18 protein-coding genes are annotated in these 22,593 nt (G+C 36.0%); 7 read left to right on the top strand and 11 right to left on the bottom strand.

Going from position 1 to position 22,593, the window contains the following annotated elements; genetic code table 11:
• The 10 genes from H4K35_RS03725 to hutH form a co-directional block, all read right to left on the bottom strand.
• Positions 1 to 405, bottom strand: a complete 405-nt coding sequence (locus H4K35_RS03725; protein WP_182626040.1) for a hypothetical protein — start codon at positions 403 to 405, stop codon at positions 1 to 3.
• Between the two features lie 3 nt (positions 406 to 408).
• A complete protein-coding gene (locus H4K35_RS03720; RefSeq protein ID WP_182626039.1) occupies positions 409 to 864 on the bottom strand; it encodes an ABC transporter permease in 456 nt (151 codons plus the stop codon).
• Positions 865 to 870: 6 nt separating this feature from the next.
• On the bottom strand, positions 871 to 1,305 hold the full coding sequence (locus H4K35_RS03715; protein WP_182626038.1) for a hypothetical protein: 435 nt from the start codon (positions 1,303 to 1,305) through the stop codon (positions 871 to 873).
• A 2-nt stretch (positions 1,306 to 1,307) separates the two neighbouring features.
• Positions 1,308 to 2,441, bottom strand: a complete 1,134-nt coding sequence (locus tag H4K35_RS03710; protein WP_182626037.1) for a beta-ketoacyl-ACP synthase III — start codon at positions 2,439 to 2,441, stop codon at positions 1,308 to 1,310.
• A 4-nt stretch (positions 2,442 to 2,445) separates the two neighbouring features.
• Positions 2,446 to 3,354 (bottom strand): dialkylrecorsinol condensing enzyme DarA, encoded by a 909-nt coding sequence (locus tag H4K35_RS03705; protein WP_182626036.1) that lies wholly within the window; start codon positions 3,352 to 3,354, stop codon positions 2,446 to 2,448.
• 8 nt (positions 3,355 to 3,362) lie between these two features.
• Positions 3,363 to 4,250, bottom strand: coding sequence for a lipid A biosynthesis acyltransferase (locus H4K35_RS03700; protein ID WP_182626035.1), 888 nt, complete (start codon positions 4,248 to 4,250; stop codon positions 3,363 to 3,365).
• An 8-nt stretch (positions 4,251 to 4,258) separates the two neighbouring features.
• The gene (locus tag H4K35_RS03695; RefSeq protein ID WP_182626034.1) at positions 4,259 to 4,507 is read right to left on the bottom strand and encodes an acyl carrier protein; all 249 of its coding nucleotides are present in this window, start codon (positions 4,505 to 4,507) and stop codon (positions 4,259 to 4,261) included.
• 3 nt (positions 4,508 to 4,510) lie between these two features.
• Positions 4,511 to 5,734, bottom strand: a complete 1,224-nt coding sequence (locus H4K35_RS03690; RefSeq protein ID WP_182626033.1) for a beta-ketoacyl synthase — start codon at positions 5,732 to 5,734, stop codon at positions 4,511 to 4,513.
• Between the two features lie 9 nt (positions 5,735 to 5,743).
• The gene (gene fabG / locus H4K35_RS03685) at positions 5,744 to 6,475 is read right to left on the bottom strand and encodes a 3-oxoacyl-ACP reductase FabG (RefSeq protein WP_182626032.1); all 732 of its coding nucleotides are present in this window, start codon (positions 6,473 to 6,475) and stop codon (positions 5,744 to 5,746) included.
• 375 nt (positions 6,476 to 6,850) lie between these two features.
• Positions 6,851 to 8,368 (bottom strand): histidine ammonia-lyase, encoded by a 1,518-nt coding sequence (gene hutH / locus H4K35_RS03680; protein ID WP_182626031.1) that lies wholly within the window; start codon positions 8,366 to 8,368, stop codon positions 6,851 to 6,853.
• Between the two features lie 103 nt (positions 8,369 to 8,471).
• On the opposite strand from hutH, the gene H4K35_RS03675 reads away from it, so the two are divergent.
• The 6 genes from H4K35_RS03675 (at position 8,472) to H4K35_RS03650 (ending at position 20,044) form a co-directional block, all read left to right on the top strand.
• On the top strand, positions 8,472 to 9,707 hold the full coding sequence (locus H4K35_RS03675) for an NAD(P)/FAD-dependent oxidoreductase (RefSeq protein WP_182626030.1): 1,236 nt from the start codon (positions 8,472 to 8,474) through the stop codon (positions 9,705 to 9,707).
• 2,749 nt (positions 9,708 to 12,456) lie between these two features.
• Positions 12,457 to 12,876: an rRNA maturation RNase YbeY gene (ybeY, locus tag H4K35_RS03670; RefSeq protein WP_182626029.1), complete on the top strand. Its 420-nt coding sequence runs from the start codon at positions 12,457 to 12,459 to the stop codon at positions 12,874 to 12,876.
• A 21-nt stretch (positions 12,877 to 12,897) separates the two neighbouring features.
• Positions 12,898 to 14,775 (top strand): tRNA uridine-5-carboxymethylaminomethyl(34) synthesis enzyme MnmG, encoded by a 1,878-nt coding sequence (gene mnmG / locus H4K35_RS03665; RefSeq protein WP_182626028.1) that lies wholly within the window; start codon positions 12,898 to 12,900, stop codon positions 14,773 to 14,775.
• A 1,160-nt stretch (positions 14,776 to 15,935) separates the two neighbouring features.
• The gene (locus H4K35_RS03660) at positions 15,936 to 16,796 is read left to right on the top strand and encodes a class I SAM-dependent methyltransferase (protein WP_182626027.1); all 861 of its coding nucleotides are present in this window, start codon (positions 15,936 to 15,938) and stop codon (positions 16,794 to 16,796) included.
• 267 nt (positions 16,797 to 17,063) lie between these two features.
• The gene (locus H4K35_RS03655) at positions 17,064 to 17,663 is read left to right on the top strand and encodes an OmpH family outer membrane protein (RefSeq protein WP_182626026.1); all 600 of its coding nucleotides are present in this window, start codon (positions 17,064 to 17,066) and stop codon (positions 17,661 to 17,663) included.
• 95 nt (positions 17,664 to 17,758) lie between these two features.
• Entirely contained in the window at positions 17,759 to 20,044 is a 2,286-nt protein-coding gene (locus H4K35_RS03650; RefSeq protein WP_182626025.1) for a helix-turn-helix domain-containing protein, read from the top strand.
• Positions 20,045 to 20,049: 5 nt separating this feature from the next.
• On the opposite strand, the gene H4K35_RS03645 is transcribed toward H4K35_RS03650, so the two are convergent.
• Positions 20,050 to 21,195: a DNA polymerase III subunit delta' gene (locus tag H4K35_RS03645; RefSeq protein ID WP_182626024.1), complete on the bottom strand. Its 1,146-nt coding sequence runs from the start codon at positions 21,193 to 21,195 to the stop codon at positions 20,050 to 20,052.
• 200 nt (positions 21,196 to 21,395) lie between these two features.
• Between H4K35_RS03645 and pgk the strand changes: the two genes are divergently transcribed.
• Entirely contained in the window at positions 21,396 to 22,586 is a 1,191-nt protein-coding gene (pgk, locus tag H4K35_RS03640) for a phosphoglycerate kinase (protein WP_182626023.1), read from the top strand.
• The last annotated feature ends 7 nt before the right edge of the window (positions 22,587 to 22,593 follow it).

Raw genomic sequence — 22,593 nt, 5'->3', positions numbered from 1 at the left:
TTATTTGCCGCTAAATGACTTCAACTCTTCTACGGAAATGTCAAAGGCATTTGCATATTTTTGTAGTACAGATGTACTTAATTTTTTAAATATTTCTGGTTTAAAATGTCGTTTTACACGCCATCTCCAAAGGGATACATAAGCACTTAATGTAGGTAAATCCATGCGGTTCACTTCCATAAAATAGACGATTGGACTAACTAGTCCACGCGCTACTTGTTCTTTTGCTTCTTGCACTCGGGTGTTAATGCCCTCTAAAGTCGCTTCTTGAACAATGGTTTTAGTTTCCCAACCTGAACTAAGCGCAGTAACATACTCGCCTTTTTCATTAACTGCATAGCACAGTTCACGAATGTCGTTTTCCTGTAAACTGCTTTTATCTTGTGGCACTTCAGATTCTTTCATTGCTTATTGTTTTTGTAAGAATAGGTTAACTTCAGCTTTTAATACAAGTTTGTCTTCTGTATGCGTGGTAACCTCAATTAAACAGATCGAAAAATCATCTCCATCGAGTCGAGAAATTAACTTTCCCTCTGTTAAGAGCACTTCATCTACCCGAGGTAAATCAAGTATTTCCACCTTTTTCATGGTACTAATAAATCCCAATACTTGTACATTTTGACGTTCTTGATGATTTTCGTCAAAAAAAAAGGTTTGTCCAACAATAGCGGAACACGTTTGGGCAGCATTTTCCATCAGCCCAACTTCACAAAGTAACTTATCTGTTACAAAAATATTGTCTTCTTTTATATCAAATCGCGTAGCAACACTATCCGCCGTAATAGTTGTAATAATATCCACCATCAGCATTGGATCGCGGTGCGGTAAATAATTTTGTATTTCAATTACTTTCGTATTCACCATAAGATATTAAGATTTTGCAAGGACTGTTTTCATCTGTCCTGTTGCTATTGTGATATCCTTACACATTGTGGTCAACTCTACTAGAGTTACGCCCATAAATTCATGTAGAATTTGTGCTCTAGTAATCAGTTGATCGCCAACTTTCGGCAGTTGAGCAATGTCAATTTTTTTTATGGATCCAATATAACCAGTTGGCGCAGCTATATCTTTCAAATAATAAGCATAACCAGTATGCAAAGCTACAGCCTGTGCCATATGTTCAATAATTCCCGATTCTTGTAATCGATCATTGGATACGCAAATATTATGGCCAACGATTGACAAGCCTGCTTCAATAAAATCAGCTCCAAATTGATAAAGCGCATCCACCATAACTAGGGGTGGACGTTGTGGAATTAATGTTCCAACCAATTCTCTTGCAATTAATTCTCTTTTCTCCATGACTAAATTACTTTTAAATAAGCATATGCATATGAAAATCGTCCGCTTTCTGGAACAGATAATAGAATGCGATCGCCTGATTTTAATTGACCGGAATTCATCAACTCTTCAAACATCAAATAGATTGAAGCAGACCCTACATTACCGACGTGTTTGAGATTCATAAACCATTTGTCTTTGGGAATTTCCATTCCTGCATCGGCAAATTTGGTATACAATCCCTCCACAAAGTAATGGGAGGAGACGTGAGGTAAGAAATAATCGATTTCCTCTACTGTGATTTTATTTTTCTCCAAGGCAGCTTTCATGCTTTCAACCCCTTTTTCTAAAATATGTTCATTTAATATTTTCACATCTTGTTTCAAAGAGAATACCGATTGCGTCAACCATTCCGCTGCATCATAGTCGCTCCACGGTTTAATACTACCATCGGCTAATTTATCTCCGCCAGCATACATACACGCCTCTAGTTCAAAGGCATACGAGTAGTAATCCATCCATAAAATTTCGACTGATCTTTCGCCTCTTGGTTGGCTTTCTAATAAAAAAGCACCACATCCATCCGATAGCATCCAACGCAGAAAATCCTTTTTAAAAGCGATAATAGGGGTTTGTTCCAGCGCTTTTAAATTAGCTACTTCACCTTCAAACTTCTCTGATTTCATCCAGGTCGATACCCGTTCAGATCCCGTGCAAACTGCATTAGCAGCCGTACCAGCTTTGATAGATAAAAATCCAAATTTTAGCGCATTCATTCCCGAACAACACACGCCAGAAGAGGAATTTAATTCCAGGGATTTTGTTTGCATTAGTCCGTGCACCATAGCAGCATGTGATGGCAATAAACTATCTGGTGTGGATGTTCCACAAGAGAGTACGTCAATTTGAGCTAAGGTAAATTGAGAATCACACAAACCTTGAATAGCTTCAAAAGTTAGCTGTGCATTAGTATGCGTTACTTTTCCTTGCTTGGTCATTGCATAATAGCGGGTCTGAATTCCGTTGTTTCTCAACACAATTCGACGTGCTTTAGAGGCTTGTTGGTCAATCTTACCTAATACTTCTTCCATTTCATCATTAGAAATTGGCATATTCGGTAAACATTTTGCGGCTCTTGTTATAAAAACTCTTCCCATACCTTTACTTTATTCCTTGAAAATACACTTTATCTCGTTGAATTTTCTTGTATTTAAACGGGTACAAAAGGAGGTGGATCAAATGTACAATTGGCGAAATAAACCAAATGGCTATAAACAAATAGACATTGAAACACTTCAACAAAAAAGGTCTTCGCTTGGGGCTACTTTTCAAAATCAATGTAGACCATATGCCAAAAAGACGATTGGCTTTTCGATCCATTGAAACCAAAAAATGGCGTACCTCTACGGCATTTTGCTGAATGAGCTCTTTTTGTAATCCCTGATAATTAGTACTATATAAATATTTTATTATTGTATCTCCAAATCTCTTACTAGCCAAAATCTCTGCTGTTGAAATCCCTGGCTTTGGCAATAGACCAAATACCTTTCGCTGTTTTCCAGAAAACATCCAATCCACTATGGTAATCACGCTAACTAAGTTAATTGTTCTATCCACAAGGGCAATATTACCAACTAGTATACCATTAATGCTTTGAATCTGTTTTTTTATTTTTTCTTGTGCCATAATCCACATATTCCTGCTACCACTAACCGTTATAATAGGGGTTTGGGCTAATAGCTGTTTTGCATAGCTACTTTTTACAAAGGAATTTATGGGGATAGAAGGCGTTAAATACCACACTTGATAGCCGAGTATAACTAAATCGTATTTCTTGTCTAAAATCGCCTGAGAAGGCGGTAGTATAGGTTGTTCTATTTGTCGGAATGATTCAGGAAAGACATCAAAGAAATCCTCTTTCTTCCAAGGAAAAGCATAGGGCTGTTCCATTTCTATTTCATACCAGGTTATTTCAGTTGCTTCGTCTTTGGTTAACGAATCTACCAATTGATCTAATACCCGCTTTAATTGTCCTGACTGACTATAGTAAATGACTAATACACGCTTCATCTTCTTTATTATTTAGTAGAGATGGGTTTTTCCCAAAAATCATAATAATTAAACCATTGTAAGGGGTATTTTTTTACGATTTGCTCTACACTAGTACAATACGAATGGAGCAGGTGTTGGGCATCGCGATGTTTTACTTCAGCCCGTCTTGTGTACAAATGATAGTGTAAATTACACTCTTTCATTACATATACATAGGCAACAGGTACTTTCATACGTGAAGCTATACTGAAGGGACCAGCAGGAAATAGCGCTGCCTCCCCTAAGAATTCTTGTTGTAGGGTTTTATTAGCAGGAAAAAAACGATCCCCTGTAAAACAAATAATTTCATTGTTGGACAGACAGGTATTAATTTCAAAAATATGAGACATATCCTCTTTCACAACAATAAAATTCAGCTTTGTTTTAATGGATATTTGATCGAAATACGCTTTGATAAAACTGTGTTCACGATCTGTTGTTACTAAATTAATTTGGCAGTCAAAATCAATGTCTGCAAAGAAGTACTCCGCTACTTCAAAATTGCCAACATGCGCACTAATTAATATAGCTCCTTTTTTCTCTGCTAGTAATTCTTTTAGAATGTCGATTCCGTCAAAATCATACGTAAAGCGATTTCTCAAACCAATAGAAATAGCTGTTTTATCGATGAGCACTTGACCAAATCTAAAATAGTTGGCATACATCATGACTAGCGATTTTGCCACGCTAAATTGATGTCTGTGGTGAAAGTAATAGTAAAGAACTTTATTGGATTTCCACGCTGTGATAAAATAATAAAAAGCTACAAATATCAGAACGCTATAAGCCGTTCTGATACCGAGCTTTTTTATACATAAAACGAAAATTTTATACCCGAGTAAATTACCTTTAGATTTTCCTTGCCATTGCGCCATCGGTCATCTTACTTTTGCTTAATCTTGCGTTCAATTAAATCGTAAAAATCTTGAAAAGTAACAATAGCTGTAAAATCAGCTTCTACTAATTTAACACCAAAATTTGATTCAATTAATACCACGAGATCAACATAATCTAAGCTGTCCAAATTTAAGCTTTCTCTTAAATTATTTTCTGCTTCAATGACATCTTGATCTACTTCAAATTCTTCAATTAAAATTTGATTAATTTTCTCAAAAATCTCTTTACTATCCATCTATCAACTATATTTTTTAACAATAAGGGCGGAATTTGTACCTCCAAATCCGAAAGAATTGGACAAATATAGGTCAAATTTTTTATCTAACGTTTTTTTAACAATCTTAAGTCGACTCGAATCTTCATCTCCGATTGTGAAATTCTTATTTGGTCCGACGAAATTGTTATTCATCATCAATGTAGAATAAACAATCTCACTGGCCCCTGCCATCCAACATTCGTGCCCTGTTAGTGATTTAGTTGAGGTAACATAAGGCATACTTGCTTTAAATACTTCGTAGATTGCTTTGGCCTCATTTGCATCTCCCAAGGGAGTAGAGGTAGCATGTGCATTAATATACCCTATTTCGTCCACAGCAACACCAGCATTTTCGATCGCTCTTCGCATTGCTGTAGCAGGCCCATCAACATTAGGTGTCGAAATATGCCCGCCATTAGAAGAGAAACCATATCCCAACACTTCTGCTATAATAGGTGCTCCACGCTCCATAGCTGACTCATAGCTTTCTAAAATCAACGTTGCTCCCCCACCACTAGGCACTAAACCATTGCGATTAACATCAAAGGGACGAGAAGCTTCGCTTGGGTCTACGCCTTCTTCTGCAAATACCCCCAATCCATCAAAACTAGCCATAGCAAATGGATTAATTTCTTGTGCTCCACCGCAAATAACGATATCCTGAAGTCCTCCTTTAATCATCGCAAAACCAAGTCCAACAGCATGAGATCCACTAGCACATGCCGCACTAATGGTCATATTAATTCCCCTCAATTTAAAAATCGTAGATAAATTCATCGTTACGGTCGAATTCATCGATTTAAAAATGGCACCCGAACCAATTAAGGCGGTATCCCTTTTTTCTCTAAAAATATCGGTTGCCTCAATCACCGCTTTGGATACACTATCGTTACCATATAGAATTCCCACTTCGCGTTGTTCTAGGAAATCTAAGCTAATTTGTGCATTTTTCAAGGCTTCCATTGTGGCCACATAAGCGTATTCCGTTTCCTCTCCTATAGAAAGTCGCTGTCTACGATTCAAGTCAGCTTTCAAATCAGGACGTGGAACCATACCCGTATAAGCAGAACGGAATCCCATTTCATGACGTTGTTCATCGTAAATAATTCCCGATTTCCCTTCATATAAAGACGTTTTTACCTCGTCTAGATTTAGTCCTAAACAAGAGTAAATTCCCATGCCTGTGATAACAACTCTTCTTTCCATCAAACCTAATTAAGAATATATTCCACCATTGATATTAATGACTTCTCCTGTGATATAGCTCGCTTTATCTGAAGCTAGAAAACCAACCAAATCAGCTACTTCTTCTGTTTTACCAAATCGATTGGCTGGTATTAATTTTACCAATTCTGTCGCATCTAAATTAGCCGTCATATCGGTTTCAATAAACCCAGGTGCAACTGCATTAACGGTAATATTTCGCTTAGCAACTTCTTGAGCCAATGCTTTTGTAGCGCCGACAATCGCAGCCTTAGCAGCTGAATAATTCGTCTGTCCTGGCGTTCCTTTCATACCTGAAACTGATACCATATTAATAATGCGACCATATCGGTTTCTCAACATCTTTTGCATAAAGAATTGGGTTACATTATAAAATCCGTTGATACTTGTTTGCATCACAGTATTCCAATCCTCATAAGACATCCACATAAACAAACCATCTCTTGTAACCCCCGCATTATTGATAACTACCTCTACAATGGCAGTAGGATTTGTAGCTACCCATTGCGTTAATACCTCCGTTACTTCTTCATTATTACTCACATCAAAACGCAGAATTTCTCCTGTCGCTCCCATTTCCTCCACTTCGCGTAACGTTTCTAACGCCTTTTCTTCATTTGATTGATAATTGATCAAGATGTGATATTTCTTTTCTTGTGCCAATCGCAAACAAATCGCTCTACCTATTCCTCTAGATCCTCCTGTTACTATCGCGGTTTTCATTTGTGTATCTATTATTATATAATTCTATGTTTTATACCTTTTTGCTGTACATAGCTTTTCAACTACAGCCTGAAATTTTTATTTTCCTCTTCTTTTACACGGGTTATTCCACCGTTAACTCCCTAATTTACTATAGCAAGGCGAGACTAAGGCGCTTTGCATTGTTAAGTGATCATAAGAATCTTACCTGTCTTCCTCTTTCTACCCAGCAATTTCTGATGAAAATGAATCTCATTGAATATACTGTGATCGAATCGTTTTTCACTCCTTGTCTATCTTTCCAACGTGTTCGTCCTTTCAAACTAGTGTTCATCGTGTATTTGCAGTAAGCTAACACTAAAAAACAATAAATGCAGGGCGAAACGAATCGCAATATTAGGCTTTTAAATAGTCTTTTATCTGTTGTAAATACGGATACAAGGCTTGATCTTCTGAGAATGTAGGAATAATTTGGCGAATTTCAGTATACCATTTTTTGGTAGATTCAGAAACGCTGTCCTTGCACTCTAAAGCATCTATTGCCTGAACTAAGGTTAGCAGTTCAATGGTCAACACCTCAAAGCTATTCTCAATTACCTTGTCACAAAGCACTGCTGCATTAGTCCCCATACTGACAATATCTTGGTTGTCGTTGTTGTTAGGTATACTGTGAATATACATAGACGTTGCTAAGGCTTGACATTCTGCTGTTGTTGAAGTAGCCGTAAATTGTGCACCTTGCATACCAAAGTTAAAGCCTAGTTTTCCGAGATTGGCAAATGGGGGTAACAATTCATTTATCTTCGCATTGAGCAAATAATTTAGCTGACGTTCAGCTAACATGGTCAGCCGTGTAACAACCAATTTCAGTTTATCCATTTCCAACGAAATATAATCGCCATGAAAATTTCCTCCATGGTATACCTGTTGACTCTTAACATCTATAATTGGATTGTCATTGGCAGAATTCATTTCATTTTCCAATACTTTTCCAACGGCTTGAATCGTATCATACACAGGACCTAAAATTTGAGGAATACAGCGAATAGAATAGTACTCTTGTACTTTATCTTTGAATATATCCTCCTGATTTGTTCCCGAATATAAATGTTCTTCTCTTTTCTTAATTCGTTGGCTATCTTTTAAATATTGACACATTTGGGCAGCAATATGGCGTTGACCTTCGTGTAATTTAGCTTCGTTTAAGGCTTCAGACAAATGATCATCATAAGCAGCAACCAACTCATTAATGGCACAGGCAATTTTTACAGACCAATCCAACAGTTTTGTCGCATTATTCCAATTGAGAATACCAATACCGGTCATCACAGAAGTTCCATTCATCAAAGAAATACCTTCGCGAATACTAATACGCATAGGCGTAATATTTTCAAGTTTAAACACTTCTTTTGTGCTTCTTCTTTCTCCTTGATAAAAAACTTCTCCTTCTCCGATTAATACCAAGGCTAAATGAGCCAATTGAACCAAGTCACCACTTGCGCCCACTCCACCATGTGCGAAAATAAGTGGCGTTATTTGTTTGTTCAACAGGGTTTTCATCAACTCAATAACCTCCAAATTAATACCAGAATATCCTAGAGATAGCGAGTTTAAACGCGCTAAAATCGCAGCGCGAACTTGTGCAATACTCAAAGGATTACCTAGGCCAGAAGCGTGACTGCGAATTAAATTATACTGTAAAGCAACACATTCTTCGTCTTTAATGCGATATTGAGCCATTGGTCCAAAGCCAGTATTTACGCCATAAATTACTTTATTTTTAGCATACTCACTTAAAAAATTAAAACTCGTCTCAACTCGCTCTTTAAGTGCTGGATCTAAGACTAATTCGTGTTCTGCCTTTAGATATTGTACGAAATTTTCTAAAGATAAGAAGCCATTCAACGTGTTCATTAACTTGGTATATTAGTTATATTTGTATTCAAATTTAGTCTCCTCTATAGCTTAGCTGAGACAGCAACAAATTTAATACTAATAACATAATAAATAGCAAATAATGTCAATCGAAAATGTAGATGTTCTAATAATCGGAGCAGGTCCATCTGGAAGTGTTGCAGGCAGTTACTTACACAAAATGGGTATTAGCGCTAAAATAGTAGAAAAAACAAAGTTTCCTAGAATTGTAGTAGGTGAAAGCCTAATTCCCCGTGTAATGGATCACTTTGAAGCAGCTGATTTACTTCCAGCCTTGCATACCTACAATTTTCAACCGAAACCTGGTGCCCGATTTATCCGAGGAAAAGAAATCTGTATCTTTGATTTTAGCGATAAATTTTCAGAAGGTTGGGATTGGACATGGCAGATTCCCCGTGCAGATTTTGACAAAGCTATAACGGATGAAATGCAGCGAAAAGGCATTGATATCCAATTTGAAACAGAAGTAATTAAGGTAGAATTTGATGGAACGAATTCCCTTACCACCGTTCGAAATGCACAAGGAGAAAGTTCGCAAATACGCGCTAAATTTTTAATTGATGCCAGTGGATATGGACGCGTTTTACCGCGTATGCTCAACTTAGATGCCGCCTCTAAATTAAGTCCACACTCTGCTATATTTAGCCATATCATCGATGATAGAAGACCAGAAGGAGTAGAGGGAACACAAATCTCATTTGACATTTTAGAAACTAAAGTATGGCTATGGGTTATTCCTTTCTCCAACGGAAAAACAAGTGTGGGAATTGTTGGTCCTACTGATTATATCAATACACTGGGAAATACCACAACAGAAGCCTTACAAAACGCCATTCAACTATCCGATTTTTACATCCAACGTTTTGGTGATTTGCCTTTTGATTTTGAACCAAAAAAATTGTCAAATTATTCCACTAGCGTGTCGAAAATGTTTGGTGAAGGCTATGTATTAACAGGAAATAGCACTGAATTTTTAGATCCAGTTTTCTCTTCTGGGGTGTGTTTTGCCACCGAATCGGGTATGTTAGCAGCTAAACTAGCGATCAAAACACTAAAAGGAGAAACAGTAAATTGGCAAACAGAGTACGCCGATTATATGCAGGAAGGAATTGATGTATTTACCACCTATATCCAAGAATGGTACACGGGAAATCTACAAGAACTCTTCTTTCATCAACCTGAAAATCCAGACGTAAAACGCAAAATATGTTCGGTTTTAGCAGGCTATGTGTGGGATAAATCTAATCCATTTGTTTTAAAACACAACAGCGTTATTCGCAATATGGCCCATCTAATAAAAATGGAAAAAGGCAGTTAATCTATCCTATACCAAACGAAAATCGCAAAGGAAAACACAATAAAGTAGCCCAAACGGAGCTACTTTTTTTATGTAGATCAGCGAATAAAATAGACAGAAATACAGTATTTGACACCTAAAACTGCTGACATTCTTTTTTCATTCCTTCTCTCTTTTATACGTTTTACCCCTGGATTAAACGCAGTATAATCTCTTTTTTACATGGCAAAAAAAAAGTACAGCCTCTATAAATAAAGAAAAAGTTAGGTCAAAACAGATGTATTTCAGCTTGCATTCTCCTCGAAAATTAAGGAGAATTAACCCCAAAATAGCCCCTATTTTTAGCTGCACTTCCGTTGCTTTTCCCGCCTATTAAAAACGAAAAAACACCATCTATGCTTCGAGAAGGAAAATACTCCAAATTCTAAAATTTAAAAATAAAACATTGATTTACAGCTAACTAACACTTATCAACATCGTATTTTTTAAAATGATCTAATGCTTTGATTTTTAGGCAGATCGAAATAAACAGTTTTTGTTGATAAGTAAGGAAAGAATAGAATAACTATTTTTTGTTTAATTGAAATTTATTACAATACGGGATTGGAATGTTGATGTGCAAATTTATTTTTTAGATTCTATTAGTTAGATATCCATAGCCTATGCACCACTTATTAACAGAAATACACACCCTAAGTTGTTGTGAAAAGGCTGTTGATAACGGTTATCAACCGTGTTAATAAGATAGCTATATACTTATTTTAAAGCGATTTAAGAAATGATATCCTGTTAATAAGTTTTTATAAGTCAAAACAGCAAATTCTAGCTGAAAAGTTATTGTACATATTAACAAGCAATATAATAGAGAACCTTTTTTTTAATTTTTAAAAAGATTTTTATTCTATTATTTATATTGTTGATAACGTTGATAAGTCTGTTTTTTTCTCTTTTTGTTTCTTCTTGTCAAAAGTTGACTTTTTTCCTTTTATTTCGTTTCGTATGGAGTTTGTATTTTGCGTAAATAAATTTGGCTTACCCTTTATCGATTTACGAAAATTATAGGGAGAAGTTTGAGGTGGTTTTCTGTTGTCTTATTTTTTTAAGAGGCCTTGTATTTTGCATAAAAAAAAATTACCTATCCTTTCATCGGTTTACCAAAATTATAGGCAGGAGTTTGAGTCGTTATTTGCTTACCTTCTTTTTTTGGATCCCGCTGTATTTTGCGTAAATATAAATTGCTTACCCTTTGATCGATTTACGAAAATTATAGAGAGGAGTTTGGGTTGTTTTTTTGTTGTCTTATTTTTTTAAGAGACCTTGTATTTTGCATAAAAACAAATTACCTATCCTTTCATCGGTTTACGAAAATTATAGGCAGGAGTTTGAGTCGTTATTTGCTTACCTTCTTTTTTTGGATCCCGCTGTATTTTGCGTAAATAAAAATTGCTTACCCTTTGATCGATTTACGAAAATTATAGAGAGGAGTTTGGGTTGTTTTTTGTTGTCTTATTTTTTTAAGAGGCCTTGTATTTTGCATAAAAAAAAATTACCTATCCTTTCATCGGTTTACGAAAATTATAGGGAGAAGTTTTAGTGGTTATTCGCTTGCGTTCTTTTTTTGGATCCCGCTGTATTTTGCGTAAATAAAAATTGCCTACCCTTTGATCGATTTACGAAAATTATAGAGAGGAGTTTGAGTCGATATTAGCTTGCGTTCTTTTTTTGGATCCCGCTGTATTTTGCGTAAAAAAATTTTGCTTGACCTTAGATCGATTTACTAAAATTATAGGAAGATGTTTGTGTGCCTGTTCGCTTGAGTTGCTTTTTAAGATCGCTCTGTATTTTTCGTAAATAAAAATTGCCTACCCTTTGATCGATTTACGAAAATTATAGAGAGGAGTTTGAGTCGATATTAGCTTGCGTTCTTTTTTTGGATCCCGCTGTATTTTGCGTAAAAAAATTTTGCTTGACCTTAGATCGATTTACTAAAATTATAGGAAGATGTTTGTGTGCCTGTTCGCTTGAGTTGCTTTTTAAGATCGCTCTGTATTTTGCGTAAAAAAAATTTGCTTGCCCTTTAATCGGTTTACGAAAATTATAGGCAGTAGTTTGAGTCGGTATTCGCTTACCTTCTTTTTTTGGATCCCGCTGTATTTTGCGTAAATAAAAATTACTTCCCCTTTAATCGGTTTACGAAAATTATAGGCAGGAGTTTTACTCTGTATTTGATAGATTTAATTTTGCTTCTTCTTGTAAATGGTTTAAAAAATTTTCCAGAGACTTTCGTGTGTTTTATGAAAAATAGGGGAGGGATCTTTAGTTCTTGCCTAGGTTTTGTTGTTTCTTATATTTGCCATTCTAATTTCGGCTCAAGTACCTTTTAATTTGTTGATTTCTTGATTAAAATTTTTCCAACCTTTGTTGTTAAAATTTATTTCTTTTCAAGGTTCGTTTTTTATTTTTATCTATCTTTGATTGGTGAAAGCTGGACATTTGCGTATTTGATTCTAGTTTTTCTTTTTTTTAAAATACGCCAATTACAGGAGCTATTTTTTTTGACTTTTATATGGCTTTTTATTGTTTGAAGCTAAATACTGGTTTTACTACAATTTATTTTCAGTTACTTTTTTATTATTTACTGTAGTTCGTTAAAGGTAAGTTTTGAAATAATTTGTTTCAAATTCAGCTTTTCTATTTGTGAATCTTTTTAGATTTCAGTGTATTACTGTTTTGATTTTCATTGTACCTTTGCCAGATATTTTTATTTTATATGATAACTTTTAATTACGAACTGGATTTTTCGCTCCAAAACGAATCCCAATATGAGACTTGGATAGCTTCTATTATTGGTTCTGAGGGTTTTTTGGTAGGGGAGATAAACTATATTTTTTGCACAGATGAGTACTTACACGAAATCAACGTAAAGTATTTAGATCATGATACCTTAACTGATATTATTAGTTTTGATTACTCTGATAATCAAGTAGTTAGTGGAGATATTTTTATTAGTATAGAACGTGTAAGAGAAAATGCTGCTGATTTTTCGGTAGATTTTCACACTGAATTATTACGAGTAATGGCTCACGGCATCCTACACTATTGTGGATTTAAGGACAAGAGTGAGGAAGATGAAGCGCTGATGCGTCAAAAAGAGGATGAAAAAATAAAATTGTTCCACGTGGAACACTAAAATGAAAAGATTTTTACAAAAATGAGCATTTTTCAAGATAGATATGATGTAGTTGTTGTTGGTGGAGGGCATGCTGGCTCCGAAGCTGCCGCAGCTGCTGCGAATATGGGATCAAAAACACTTTTGATCACCATGAGCTTGCAAAATATCGCGCAAATGTCTTGTAATCCTGCTATGGGTGGGATTGCCAAAGGACAAATTGTTCGCGAGATCGATGCCTTAGGCGGATATTCTGGGATTGTTTCTGATCAAACGGCTATTCAATTTAAAATGTTGAATAAATCAAAAGGTCCTGCTATGTGGTCTCCTAGAGTACAATCGGACCGTATGCGTTTCTCTGAAACATGGCGTTTGATGCTGGAAGGAACACCTAATTTAGATTTTTATCAAGATATGGTAAAGTCTTTACTGGTTAAAAATCATCAAGTCGAAGGTGTGGTAACGAGTTTAGGATTGACTATAAAAGCCAAGACGGTAATCCTTACCAATGGTACTTTTTTAAATGGTTTGATCCACATCGGTGAAAAACAGTTTGGTGGAGGTCGAGCAGGAGAGGGAGCGGCTTTTGGGATTACAGAGGATTTAGTTAAGCTAGGGTTTACTGCTGGCCGTATGAAAACAGGTACACCTCCCCGTGTAGACGGACGTTCGTTAGACTACACTAAGATGGAAGTTCAAGGAGGAGATATCAATCCTGCTAAGTTTTCCTATATGGATGTAACCTCGCCTTTAAAGCAACAAAGAGACTGTTATATGACCTATACTTCTGCTGAAGTACACGATCTACTTCGTGAAGGTTTCGATCGTTCTCCGATGTTTACAGGACGTATAAAGAGTCTAGGTCCGCGTTATTGTCCTTCTATCGAAGACAAGATTAATCGTTTTGCCGATAAGGAAAGACACCAAATATTTGTTGAACCTGAAGGGTGGAATACATGTGAAATTTACGTCAATGGTTTCTCAACCTCTTTGCCAGAGGATATTCAATTTAAAGCTTTACGCGCAGTTGCAGGATTTGAAAATGCGAAGATTTTTCGTCCTGGCTATGCGATTGAATACGACTATTTTCCACCGACACAATTAAAACATACTTTGGAAACAAAGCTGGTCGATGGATTGTATTTTGCAGGGCAAATCAATGGAACAACTGGTTACGAAGAAGCGGCTTCTCAAGGGTTGATGGCAGGTATAAATGCACACTTAAAAGTGAACGAAAAAGAGCCTTTAATCTTGCGTAGGGATGAAGCTTATATCGGAGTTTTGATTGATGATTTGATCACAAAAGGAACAGAAGAACCTTATCGCATGTTTACTTCTCGAGCAGAATATCGCACTTTATTGCGTCAAGATAATGCTGATTTTAGATTAACACCGATGGCATATTCGATCGGATTAGCCTCTGAAGAGCGCATGAGAAGAATGGAATATAAGCGTTTGGAGTCTGATAAATTTGTTCAATTCTTTAAAGAAACCAGTGTCAAAACAGAAGAGGCAAATCCTATTTTAGAAGCTAAAGGATCGTCTTTAATGAGTCAGCCAGACAAAATGTTTAAGGTATTTTCTCGCCCACAAATTGAGTTAGAAGACATCTTAAAATTCCAAAAAGTGGAGGAGTATATTGCCGAGCACAACATCGATCAGGAGGTTATAGAGCAAGCAGAAATTCAAGTGAAATATTCGGGTTATATCGAAAAGGAAAAGAATAATGCAGACAAATTAACTCGCTTAGAAGATGTGAAAATTCCGGAGAATTTTGAATATGATAAGATCGTGTCTCTCTCATTTGAGTCGCGCGAGAAGTTCAAAAAGATTCGTCCAATTACCATTTCACAAGCATCGAGAATAAGTGGAGTAACCCCGACAGACATATCGATTCTATTAATCCATATGGGGAGATAGGAGGGGATAGCAACTAAAGAATAAGGATTGTTCCACGTGGAACAATCCTTATTTTTTTGTTTAGTAGGTTCGAATTAAGCCCCGTCTTTTCAATATATTAGCTGGATGTTTAAAGTAAAGGATCAAGTGAAAAAACCCGACTAACTGCCTTTTATAAGGGATTTGGGTAGAGGAAGTAGGAATCGATAGGAATAGAATTAGCAACGTGATTGATATCCTAATAACCCTACTGTACTGTCTTAATTGATGACTTATCTATGGTTTAACTTCCTTAAAAAAATCGGGGCCAAGAAAGGGAAATCAATTGTGAACTCGAAATAGTAAAGTATAAAACCTTGGCAAAAGAAGGAGAATCTTTCAGACGCTTATTCTGTTTTTCGATAGCATATAAAAAACAAAAATAGGAGCGATCATCTAAACAATTCGGTTGTAAAAAATAGACCCACCAGAATACTTTTGTTTAAAAATAAAGTAGAAATTAGACCGGAGTAGATCATTCAAAATTGACGGATATTTTTTAAAAATATTCAGTTTGAAAAAATGAGGGAACTATTTTTTTGTGATAAAACCTTGTGGAATTTTGACCGCCTAAATCCAACATAAAAAAATGAAAAGCATAAAAATCAAAACCGAAAACGACTTGTTTTTTTACATCTAGTTTACACGATAAATTGGTGTTTTTTTTTTCTACTAAATCAAAAGGTGAAAGTTGGATTTTGGATTGCTACTTTTTTTCTTTTTCAATTTTTAGCAATTTGAAAAAGCTAATTTTTTTATGGAAGTTCATCTGAAAAAAATCAATCCGAAAACACAAAATTTCCATTCCAAAATTGAAACTAAAAACGTTCAAAATTTAAGGGAAAAGCGCAAGCTTTTTTTGAATAATCCTAAAATTAGGTGGTATTAAAAAAGGAGCCTATTTTTCTTTTCTTTTGAAAAAGCAATCAAAAAAAAATAAGAACAACTTTTTTAGATCGACAAAAAAAGAAGAGAAAAGAATGATTGATGCAAAATAGATAGCTCATTCTTTTTTTCTTTCCCGGTGTAATTAAAATTTTGATTGGAGAATAAACGTGTTTTTCTTAGATTAAATTTTAAATTTGAAAGATGATTTTTTTCACTTCGAAAAAAAGCGTTGTAGATTAAAAAGTATAGAGTAGATGGAAAAATTGAATTTTACAAAAGATGAGAAATTTTTAACGGTGCAAGATCACGCTGTTTCAAAAGAAGTATTTTCCTTGTTCTATAATCGCGCTTATGATTTACTGCTTACAGATCCTGTTCCAGCAAAAGAAAATTTGAACAACTACTATCTAAGTGAGAATTATATTTCGCATACGGATGGCAAGCGCAATTTTTTTGAACGAATTTATCAAGGTATAAAGCGCATTGCTTTACGCAGAAAAGTAGATTTGCTTTTCAAACAAAATAATACAGTGGGAACGCTTTTGGATATTGGCTGTGGTACAGGTGATTTTTTGGTAGAAGCGAAAAAGAGCGGATGGGCCACTACAGGCTATGAGCCAAATGAGCATGCTTTTGCCAAAGCAAAAGCGAAGGGAATTACTTTAGTAAAAAAATTGAGTGAATTGGAAGCTCATACATTTGATGTAATCACCCTATGGCATGTGTTGGAACATATTCCTAACTTAGAAGAACAAATCGTTGAATTGAATCGCTTGTTGAAACCTGGAGGTAAATTAATCGTCGCCGTGCCTAATTATAAGTCCTATGATGCTGTTTATTACAAAGAGTATTGGGCAGCCTTTGACGTACCAAGACATCTTTGGCATTTTTCTCAATCTTCGATTCCGCGTATTTTTTCACTTTTTGATTTTACTGTCGACGAACTTCATCCGATGCTGTTTGATAGCTTTTATGTTTCCCTTTTGTCGGAACAGTATAAAACAGGAAAGCGAAATTGGGGTAAAGCTTTATTTGTTGGTTTGCGTTCCAATGTTGAAGCGAGAAATACGATGGAATATTCTTCTTTAATTTATTGCCTGTCTAAAATAAACTAAAACACAAGGATGGCGTAAAAACTGTAGGTATTGAACTGTTTTTCTTATTTTAAAGTGTTTTAAGCTACTTTTTTTAGTTGAGTCAATACTTCGTATAGCAAAATATAGATCGTGGATAAGAAAGAAGCTATTATAGCTAGTATTAATAGTTTATTTCTATTGTTTATACTATCTTTATAAGTTATATTTATCGGAATATATAAATTGAAATAATGTAGTATACATTAAAAGTTTTTTTAATTTTACATGTTTTTAAAAAAATCAAAAATGAAAAAAGGTATTTTCGTATTAGGATTAGCTGGATTGTTATTTTCTTGTAACAACAATACAAACTCTGCTGCAACAGAATTTAAAACTGCGTATATTGATTCTTCTAAATTAATGACAGAATATCAAGAGGTAAAAGATATTGAATCGAAATACAAAATAAAATCTGAAGAGAAAGGAAAAGAGCTAGAAGGAGAAATTGCACAATTTCAACGAGAGATTCAAAATTTCCAAAATAACGCAGCACAAAAAGGACAAGCGTGGGCTCAACAAAAAGGAGGAGAGTTACAACGTAAAGAGCAACAAATTCAAATGAAACAACAGTCGATGTTTCAAGAATTACAAGCTGCTAGCGCAAAAGAAATGGATTCAGTAGTGAAAAAAGTGAAAACACACATTGCTGACTATGCGAAGAAAAAGAGTTTAGACTATGTATTTAATACAGAAGAAGCTTCCACTGTAATTTTCGGTAAAGAAGAGTACAATATTACGGATGCCATCATCAAAGAATTGAATGCAAAGTATTCAGGTACATTTGCTGCTTCAACTGTAGACGATAAGAAAGCAGAGGAAACTCCAGCAACAAAAGAAGAAAAATAAGAATATTTAATTACGTATATTATTCAAATAGTCCTAAGCATTCTTAGGGCTATTTTTATTTTAAAACCAATTTAAGTTTTATCTTACCTCAAAAAATGGAAAATTTTTCAAGCGAAGCCAAGTACGTTTTACAGTTTATCAACGAGACCAAGCAGTCCATTTTTTTAACGGGAAAAGCGGGAACGGGAAAGACCACATTGTTGAAAGAGATTGTCAAAAGCACGCATAAAAATACGGTTATTGTTGCTCCAACAGGTATTGCAGCCTTGAATGCTGGAGGTGTTACGATACATTCTTTTTTTCACTTTCCCTTAGCTGCCTTTATTCCGGATGCAGTAAACCCACCTATATTTAGTGAATACGTAAAATTTGAAAATCGGGTGTCGATTAAGAAGCATTTCCGCATGAGTAATGTACGTCGTTCGCTGTTTCGCAATTTAGAATTGCTCATCGTTGACGAGGTGAGTATGCTTCGCGCCGATGTACTAGATGCGATGGATTTTATGTTGCAAACGGTTCGACGCAATAATCAGCCCTTTGGCGGGGTTCAGTTGCTTTTTATAGGCGATTTGTTGCAATTACCTCCCGTGGTGAAAAACGAAGAATGGGAGGTCTTGAGAAGGTATTACGATGGTTCATATTTCTTTCACTCCTTGATTGTTCAATCCAATCCACCACTGTATATCGAATTAGACAAAGTCTATCGACAATCAGATGATGCTTTTATTAAAATATTAAATAACTTGCGCAATAACACGATTACTCCCTTGGATTTACAAGTACTCAATCAGTATGTAAACCCAACCTTTGATCAAAATAAAGCGCAAGGCTATATTACCTTAACTACGCATAACGCCAAAGCAGATACGATTAATTCCGACTCCTTAGCGGCCTTAGCGGCAAAGGCTTATACTTATCAAGCTGAAGTGGTTGGTGATTTCCCTACGTCTATTTACCCCATTGAAAATCAGTTGCATTTAAAAGTGGGGGCGCAGGTCATCTTTGTAAAAAACGATTTATCCTTCGAGAAGAAATATTACAACGGCAAGATGGGGATTATACAAAAGTTGAGTAGCAAGGAGATTTTTGTTAAGTTCCCTGAGGAAAATGAGGTGATTGAAGTAGAGCGATATGAATGGCAAAATATTCGGTATAAGGTCAATCCCAATTCTAAGGAAATAGAAGAGGAGCTTTTGGGAACCTTTACACATTACCCTTTAAAACTGGCTTGGGCTATTACGGTTCACAAGAGTCAAGGATTGACCTTTGAAAAAGCAATTTTAGACGTTTCTAAGGTATTTTTACCTGGTCAGGCTTATGTTGCCTTGTCTCGATTAAAATCGCTGCAGGGATTGGTTCTATTATCGCCAATTCAAATGAATGGTCTAAAGAACGACTTCGATGTGATGCAATATGCCAAAAATAAGGCGGACAAAGACACTTTAGAACAAGAAGTGCTCAAGCAAACCCTACTTTTTTTGGAAGAGAAATTGATCGGTGCTTATTCGTGGAAAGGATTGTGCCAGAATTGGCGCAATCACTTGTACTCCTACGGAGAGGAAAACGATAAAAGTAAAAAGAATGACTATAAAAGTTGGACGTTAAAAATTGTTCAGACCTTGGAAGAACTCGTGCTATTAGCCGATAAGTTTACTAAACAACTCAGCCATATTTTTTATCAACAACCCGTGGATATTCACTTTGTCAAAGAGCGTGTGGACAAAGCCTATGCGTATTTTTTCCCTTCCTTAGATCACGTGGTATTTGAGCTGTTGTTTACCATGGCACAAGTACGTGGAAAGCGACAAATGAAGACTTTTTTCTCCGAATTAGAGGAATTGGAAGATCAGACAATTAAAGCAGTTTTAGACCTGAAAAAAACCAAACTTTTGGTTGATTTAGTCATTAAAAAAGAACGTATAACCAAAGAAAATCTACGCAGTTTAGAAATAGGGGAGTACCGCATCAATCACCTGACCCACATTGCCTCTTTATTGCTCACCACTAGATTGGATCTACAGGATGATTACGACCTTATAGAAGATTTAAAGTCTAAAGACAACCAGAAAAAAGAAAAGAAGAAAAGCACTTTTGTTCTAACGTATGAGTTGTGGATGGAAGGTCTGCGTGTAGATGCGATAGCTGCAGAACGCAAATTGACGCCTACCACTATATATTCTCATTTGGCTAAATTGATCAGCGATGGAAAAATTGAATTGCACGAAGTGTTAGACCAAGCGAAAATAAAGCGTTTAAGCGAGGTGTTTTCACAACACGAGGGCAAATCGCTTGCAGACCTTAAAGCGGCTTCAGCCAACGAATTTACATGGGAAGAATTAAAATTATATCAACGCACTTTACCCGATAGCGAAACCGATTAGTTTCGCTATTTTTTATGGATTAATCGAGTTAATTTAATAGAGAGATCTGTAAAAATCATTTTGCTGTTACCATTGCGTTCAATATGGTAAATTGCGTTGGATAATTCCTCAAAAATCTCTTCAATATTTGCGCCATTGACAAATGGGGCAAAGTTTTGCAGTTTAAATCGGTCGACTGATGTTTGGTAGTAAACCAAATCGGGCGATTGGTAGTTGTAAAGCAGCGCTTGTCGAAACAATTCAATACAAAATTCCAAAAATTGTTTTTGTTGTTCACGGCCTATGGTGGCTAAGTCCTCACTCCAATCAACGAGATCTTTAATGACTGCTGCATTGCCCTTGGCGCGAAAAGCCGCGCGAACCCAAGTGACAAATTTCTGTTCAAAATCCGTGGAATCGGCACCATTGCGCTGTAACTGCAATGCTTTGTTGTAATTGCCTTGAGCTTGACGAGCAAGCAAAGCCGCTTGCTGCTTGTCACACCCCTGATTGATTAAGGCTTGTTCGATTTCAACGCTGTTTAATGCCGTAAAACGCAACAACTGACAACGCGATAAGATCGTCTGTAAGATGGAAGTTTCGTTTTCGGCAATTAGAATAAAAATCGTCTTGGCAGGCGGTTCTTCTAAAATTTTTAAAATCTTATTGGACGCTTCTGTATTGAGTTTATCGGCCATCCAAATAATCATAATTTTATATCCACCTTCGTAGGATTTCAACGCTAGTTTTTTGAGGATTTCTCCTGCTTCATCCACGCCAATTTGCCCTTGTTTATTTTGAATGTCAATGTGGTTGTACCAATCAAATAAGCTGCCATAGGGGTTGTTTTTGATAAAAATACGCCAAGCTTCGGCAAATTTATCACTTGTAGGATGTTTGCTAACTTCAGTTGTTGTTGCCACCGGATAGACAAAGTGTAGATCGGGATGCATCAAGGCATTAAACTTGATATTACAACTTTCATTTCCGCCTGTGTTTTCACCACCTACATTGCGACAAAGTAGGTATTGCGCATAGGCAATGGCCATCGCTAATGTTCCAGTACCTTCTTGACCAATAAATAATTGGGCATGCGGGATTCGACCGGATTCGGCACTTTGTACTAAGTGATTTTTGATGTGGTTTTGACCAACTATTTCTGAAAATAACATAATGCAAATATAATGGAATTCTTTGGGTATGAGAATGTCTTGGAAAAGAAAACTTCCTCCTGTTTGGGCAACAATTTGATTCGCGTTTTGGAAGACAATTGCCAAGAGAAAATTAAGATAATAATTAAAATAAACGTAATTTGGATTTTAAAAAGATTTATATTTGCGTTAATTGGAACCTATTATAGAAAAATACAACTATGAAAACAATTGATACTGTGAATTTTAATGATAAAAAAGTTTTAATTCGCGTTGATTTTAATGTGCCGTTAAACGATGCTTTTGAGGTGACAGACACCAATCGTATTGAAGCGGCAAAACCCACAATTGAGAAAGTGATTAAATCGGGTGGAGTAGCCATTTTGGTTTCTCATCTGGGTCGTCCAAAAGGAGAAAAAAACCAAGCGTATTCACTGCGACATATTGCGGCTAAAGTGCAAGAAGTCTTAGGTACAAAAGTTACGTTTGTTGACGATTGTATTGGCGATACTGCGAAACAAGCAGTTGCCAACAGCAAAGCGGGAGATGTTCTTTTGTTGGAAAACTTGCGTTTCTACGCAGAAGAAGAAAAAGGAGAGGAGCAATTTGCTGCTGCTTTGGCTTCACTGGCTGATTTTTATATTAACGATGCTTTTGGTACAGCGCATCGCGCCCATGCTTCAACGACAATTGTAGCCAAATTTTTTCCAAATGACAAGTGCTTTGGTTATTTGTTAGCTAAAGAAATTGAAAGTATCAATAAAGTTTTACACAGTACAGATAAACCAGTTACAGCAATTTTGGGAGGATCAAAAGTGTCTTCTAAAATTACGATAATTGAAAATATTTTAGACAAAGTAGACCACATGATTATTGGAGGTGGTATGGCGTTTACTTTTGTCAAAGCACTTGGGGGAGCTATTGGCGATTCCATTTGTGAAGATGATAAAATTGAATTGGCATTGCGTATTTTAGAGCAGGCTAAGGAAAAAAACGTGGAGATTCACTTGCCTATTGACGTAGTCGCAGCGAATGCATTTTCAGCAGACGCTCAGACGCAAATTGTCGATGTAAAGGCAATTCCTGTGGGATGGCAAGGACTTGATGTCGGGCCAGAAACACTTGGGAGTTTGAAAAAGGTAATTTTGGATTCTAAAATTATTCTTTGGAATGGACCACTAGGGGTATTTGAAATGGAGAAATTTGCCAATGGAACCATTGAATTAGGAAACTTCATCGCAGAGGCAACAACTAAGGGTACATTTTCTTTAGTAGGAGGGGGAGACTCTGTAGCCGCTGTGAAGCAATTTGGATTAGCACCGAAAATGAGTTATGTATCTACGGGTGGAGGAGCTATGTTAGAAATGTTGGAAGGACAAATATTGCCTGGTATCAAAGCAATACAAGAATAACAGTATA

The sequence above is a fragment of the Myroides sp. NP-2 genome, assembly GCF_014145665.1.
Classification (GTDB): domain Bacteria; phylum Bacteroidota; class Bacteroidia; order Flavobacteriales; family Flavobacteriaceae; genus Flavobacterium.
This window is presented reverse-complemented; position numbering and strand designations above follow the sequence as displayed.

Coding starts and splice junctions, on each gene's coding strand:
- H4K35_RS03650 (WP_182626025.1), top strand. CDS start 17,759: ATGGAAAATTTTTCAAGCGAAGCCAAGTACGTTTTACAGTTTATCAAC.
- H4K35_RS03725 (WP_182626040.1), bottom strand. CDS start 405: ATGAAAGAATCTGAAGTGCCACAAGATAAAAGCAGTTTACAGGAAAAC.
- mnmG (WP_182626028.1), top strand. CDS start 12,898: ATGAGCATTTTTCAAGATAGATATGATGTAGTTGTTGTTGGTGGAGGG.
- H4K35_RS03720 (WP_182626039.1), bottom strand. CDS start 864: ATGGTGAATACGAAAGTAATTGAAATACAAAATTATTTACCGCACCGC.
- H4K35_RS03660 (WP_182626027.1), top strand. CDS start 15,936: ATGGAAAAATTGAATTTTACAAAAGATGAGAAATTTTTAACGGTGCAA.
- H4K35_RS03700 (WP_182626035.1), bottom strand. CDS start 4,250: ATGGCGCAATGGCAAGGAAAATCTAAAGGTAATTTACTCGGGTATAAA.
- H4K35_RS03695 (WP_182626034.1), bottom strand. CDS start 4,507: ATGGATAGTAAAGAGATTTTTGAGAAAATTAATCAAATTTTAATTGAA.
- H4K35_RS03705 (WP_182626036.1), bottom strand. CDS start 3,354: ATGAAGCGTGTATTAGTCATTTACTATAGTCAGTCAGGACAATTAAAG.
- H4K35_RS03690 (WP_182626033.1), bottom strand. CDS start 5,734: ATGGAAAGAAGAGTTGTTATCACAGGCATGGGAATTTACTCTTGTTTA.
- H4K35_RS03715 (WP_182626038.1), bottom strand. CDS start 1,305: ATGGAGAAAAGAGAATTAATTGCAAGAGAATTGGTTGGAACATTAATT.
- pgk (WP_182626023.1), top strand. CDS start 21,396: ATGAAAACAATTGATACTGTGAATTTTAATGATAAAAAAGTTTTAATT.
- H4K35_RS03710 (WP_182626037.1), bottom strand. CDS start 2,441: ATGGGAAGAGTTTTTATAACAAGAGCCGCAAAATGTTTACCGAATATG.
- H4K35_RS03655 (WP_182626026.1), top strand. CDS start 17,064: ATGAAAAAAGGTATTTTCGTATTAGGATTAGCTGGATTGTTATTTTCT.
- H4K35_RS03645 (WP_182626024.1), bottom strand. CDS start 21,195: ATGTTATTTTCAGAAATAGTTGGTCAAAACCACATCAAAAATCACTTA.
- H4K35_RS03675 (WP_182626030.1), top strand. CDS start 8,472: ATGTCAATCGAAAATGTAGATGTTCTAATAATCGGAGCAGGTCCATCT.
- ybeY (WP_182626029.1), top strand. CDS start 12,457: ATGATAACTTTTAATTACGAACTGGATTTTTCGCTCCAAAACGAATCC.
- fabG (WP_182626032.1), bottom strand. CDS start 6,475: ATGAAAACCGCGATAGTAACAGGAGGATCTAGAGGAATAGGTAGAGCG.
- hutH (WP_182626031.1), bottom strand. CDS start 8,368: ATGAACACGTTGAATGGCTTCTTATCTTTAGAAAATTTCGTACAATAT.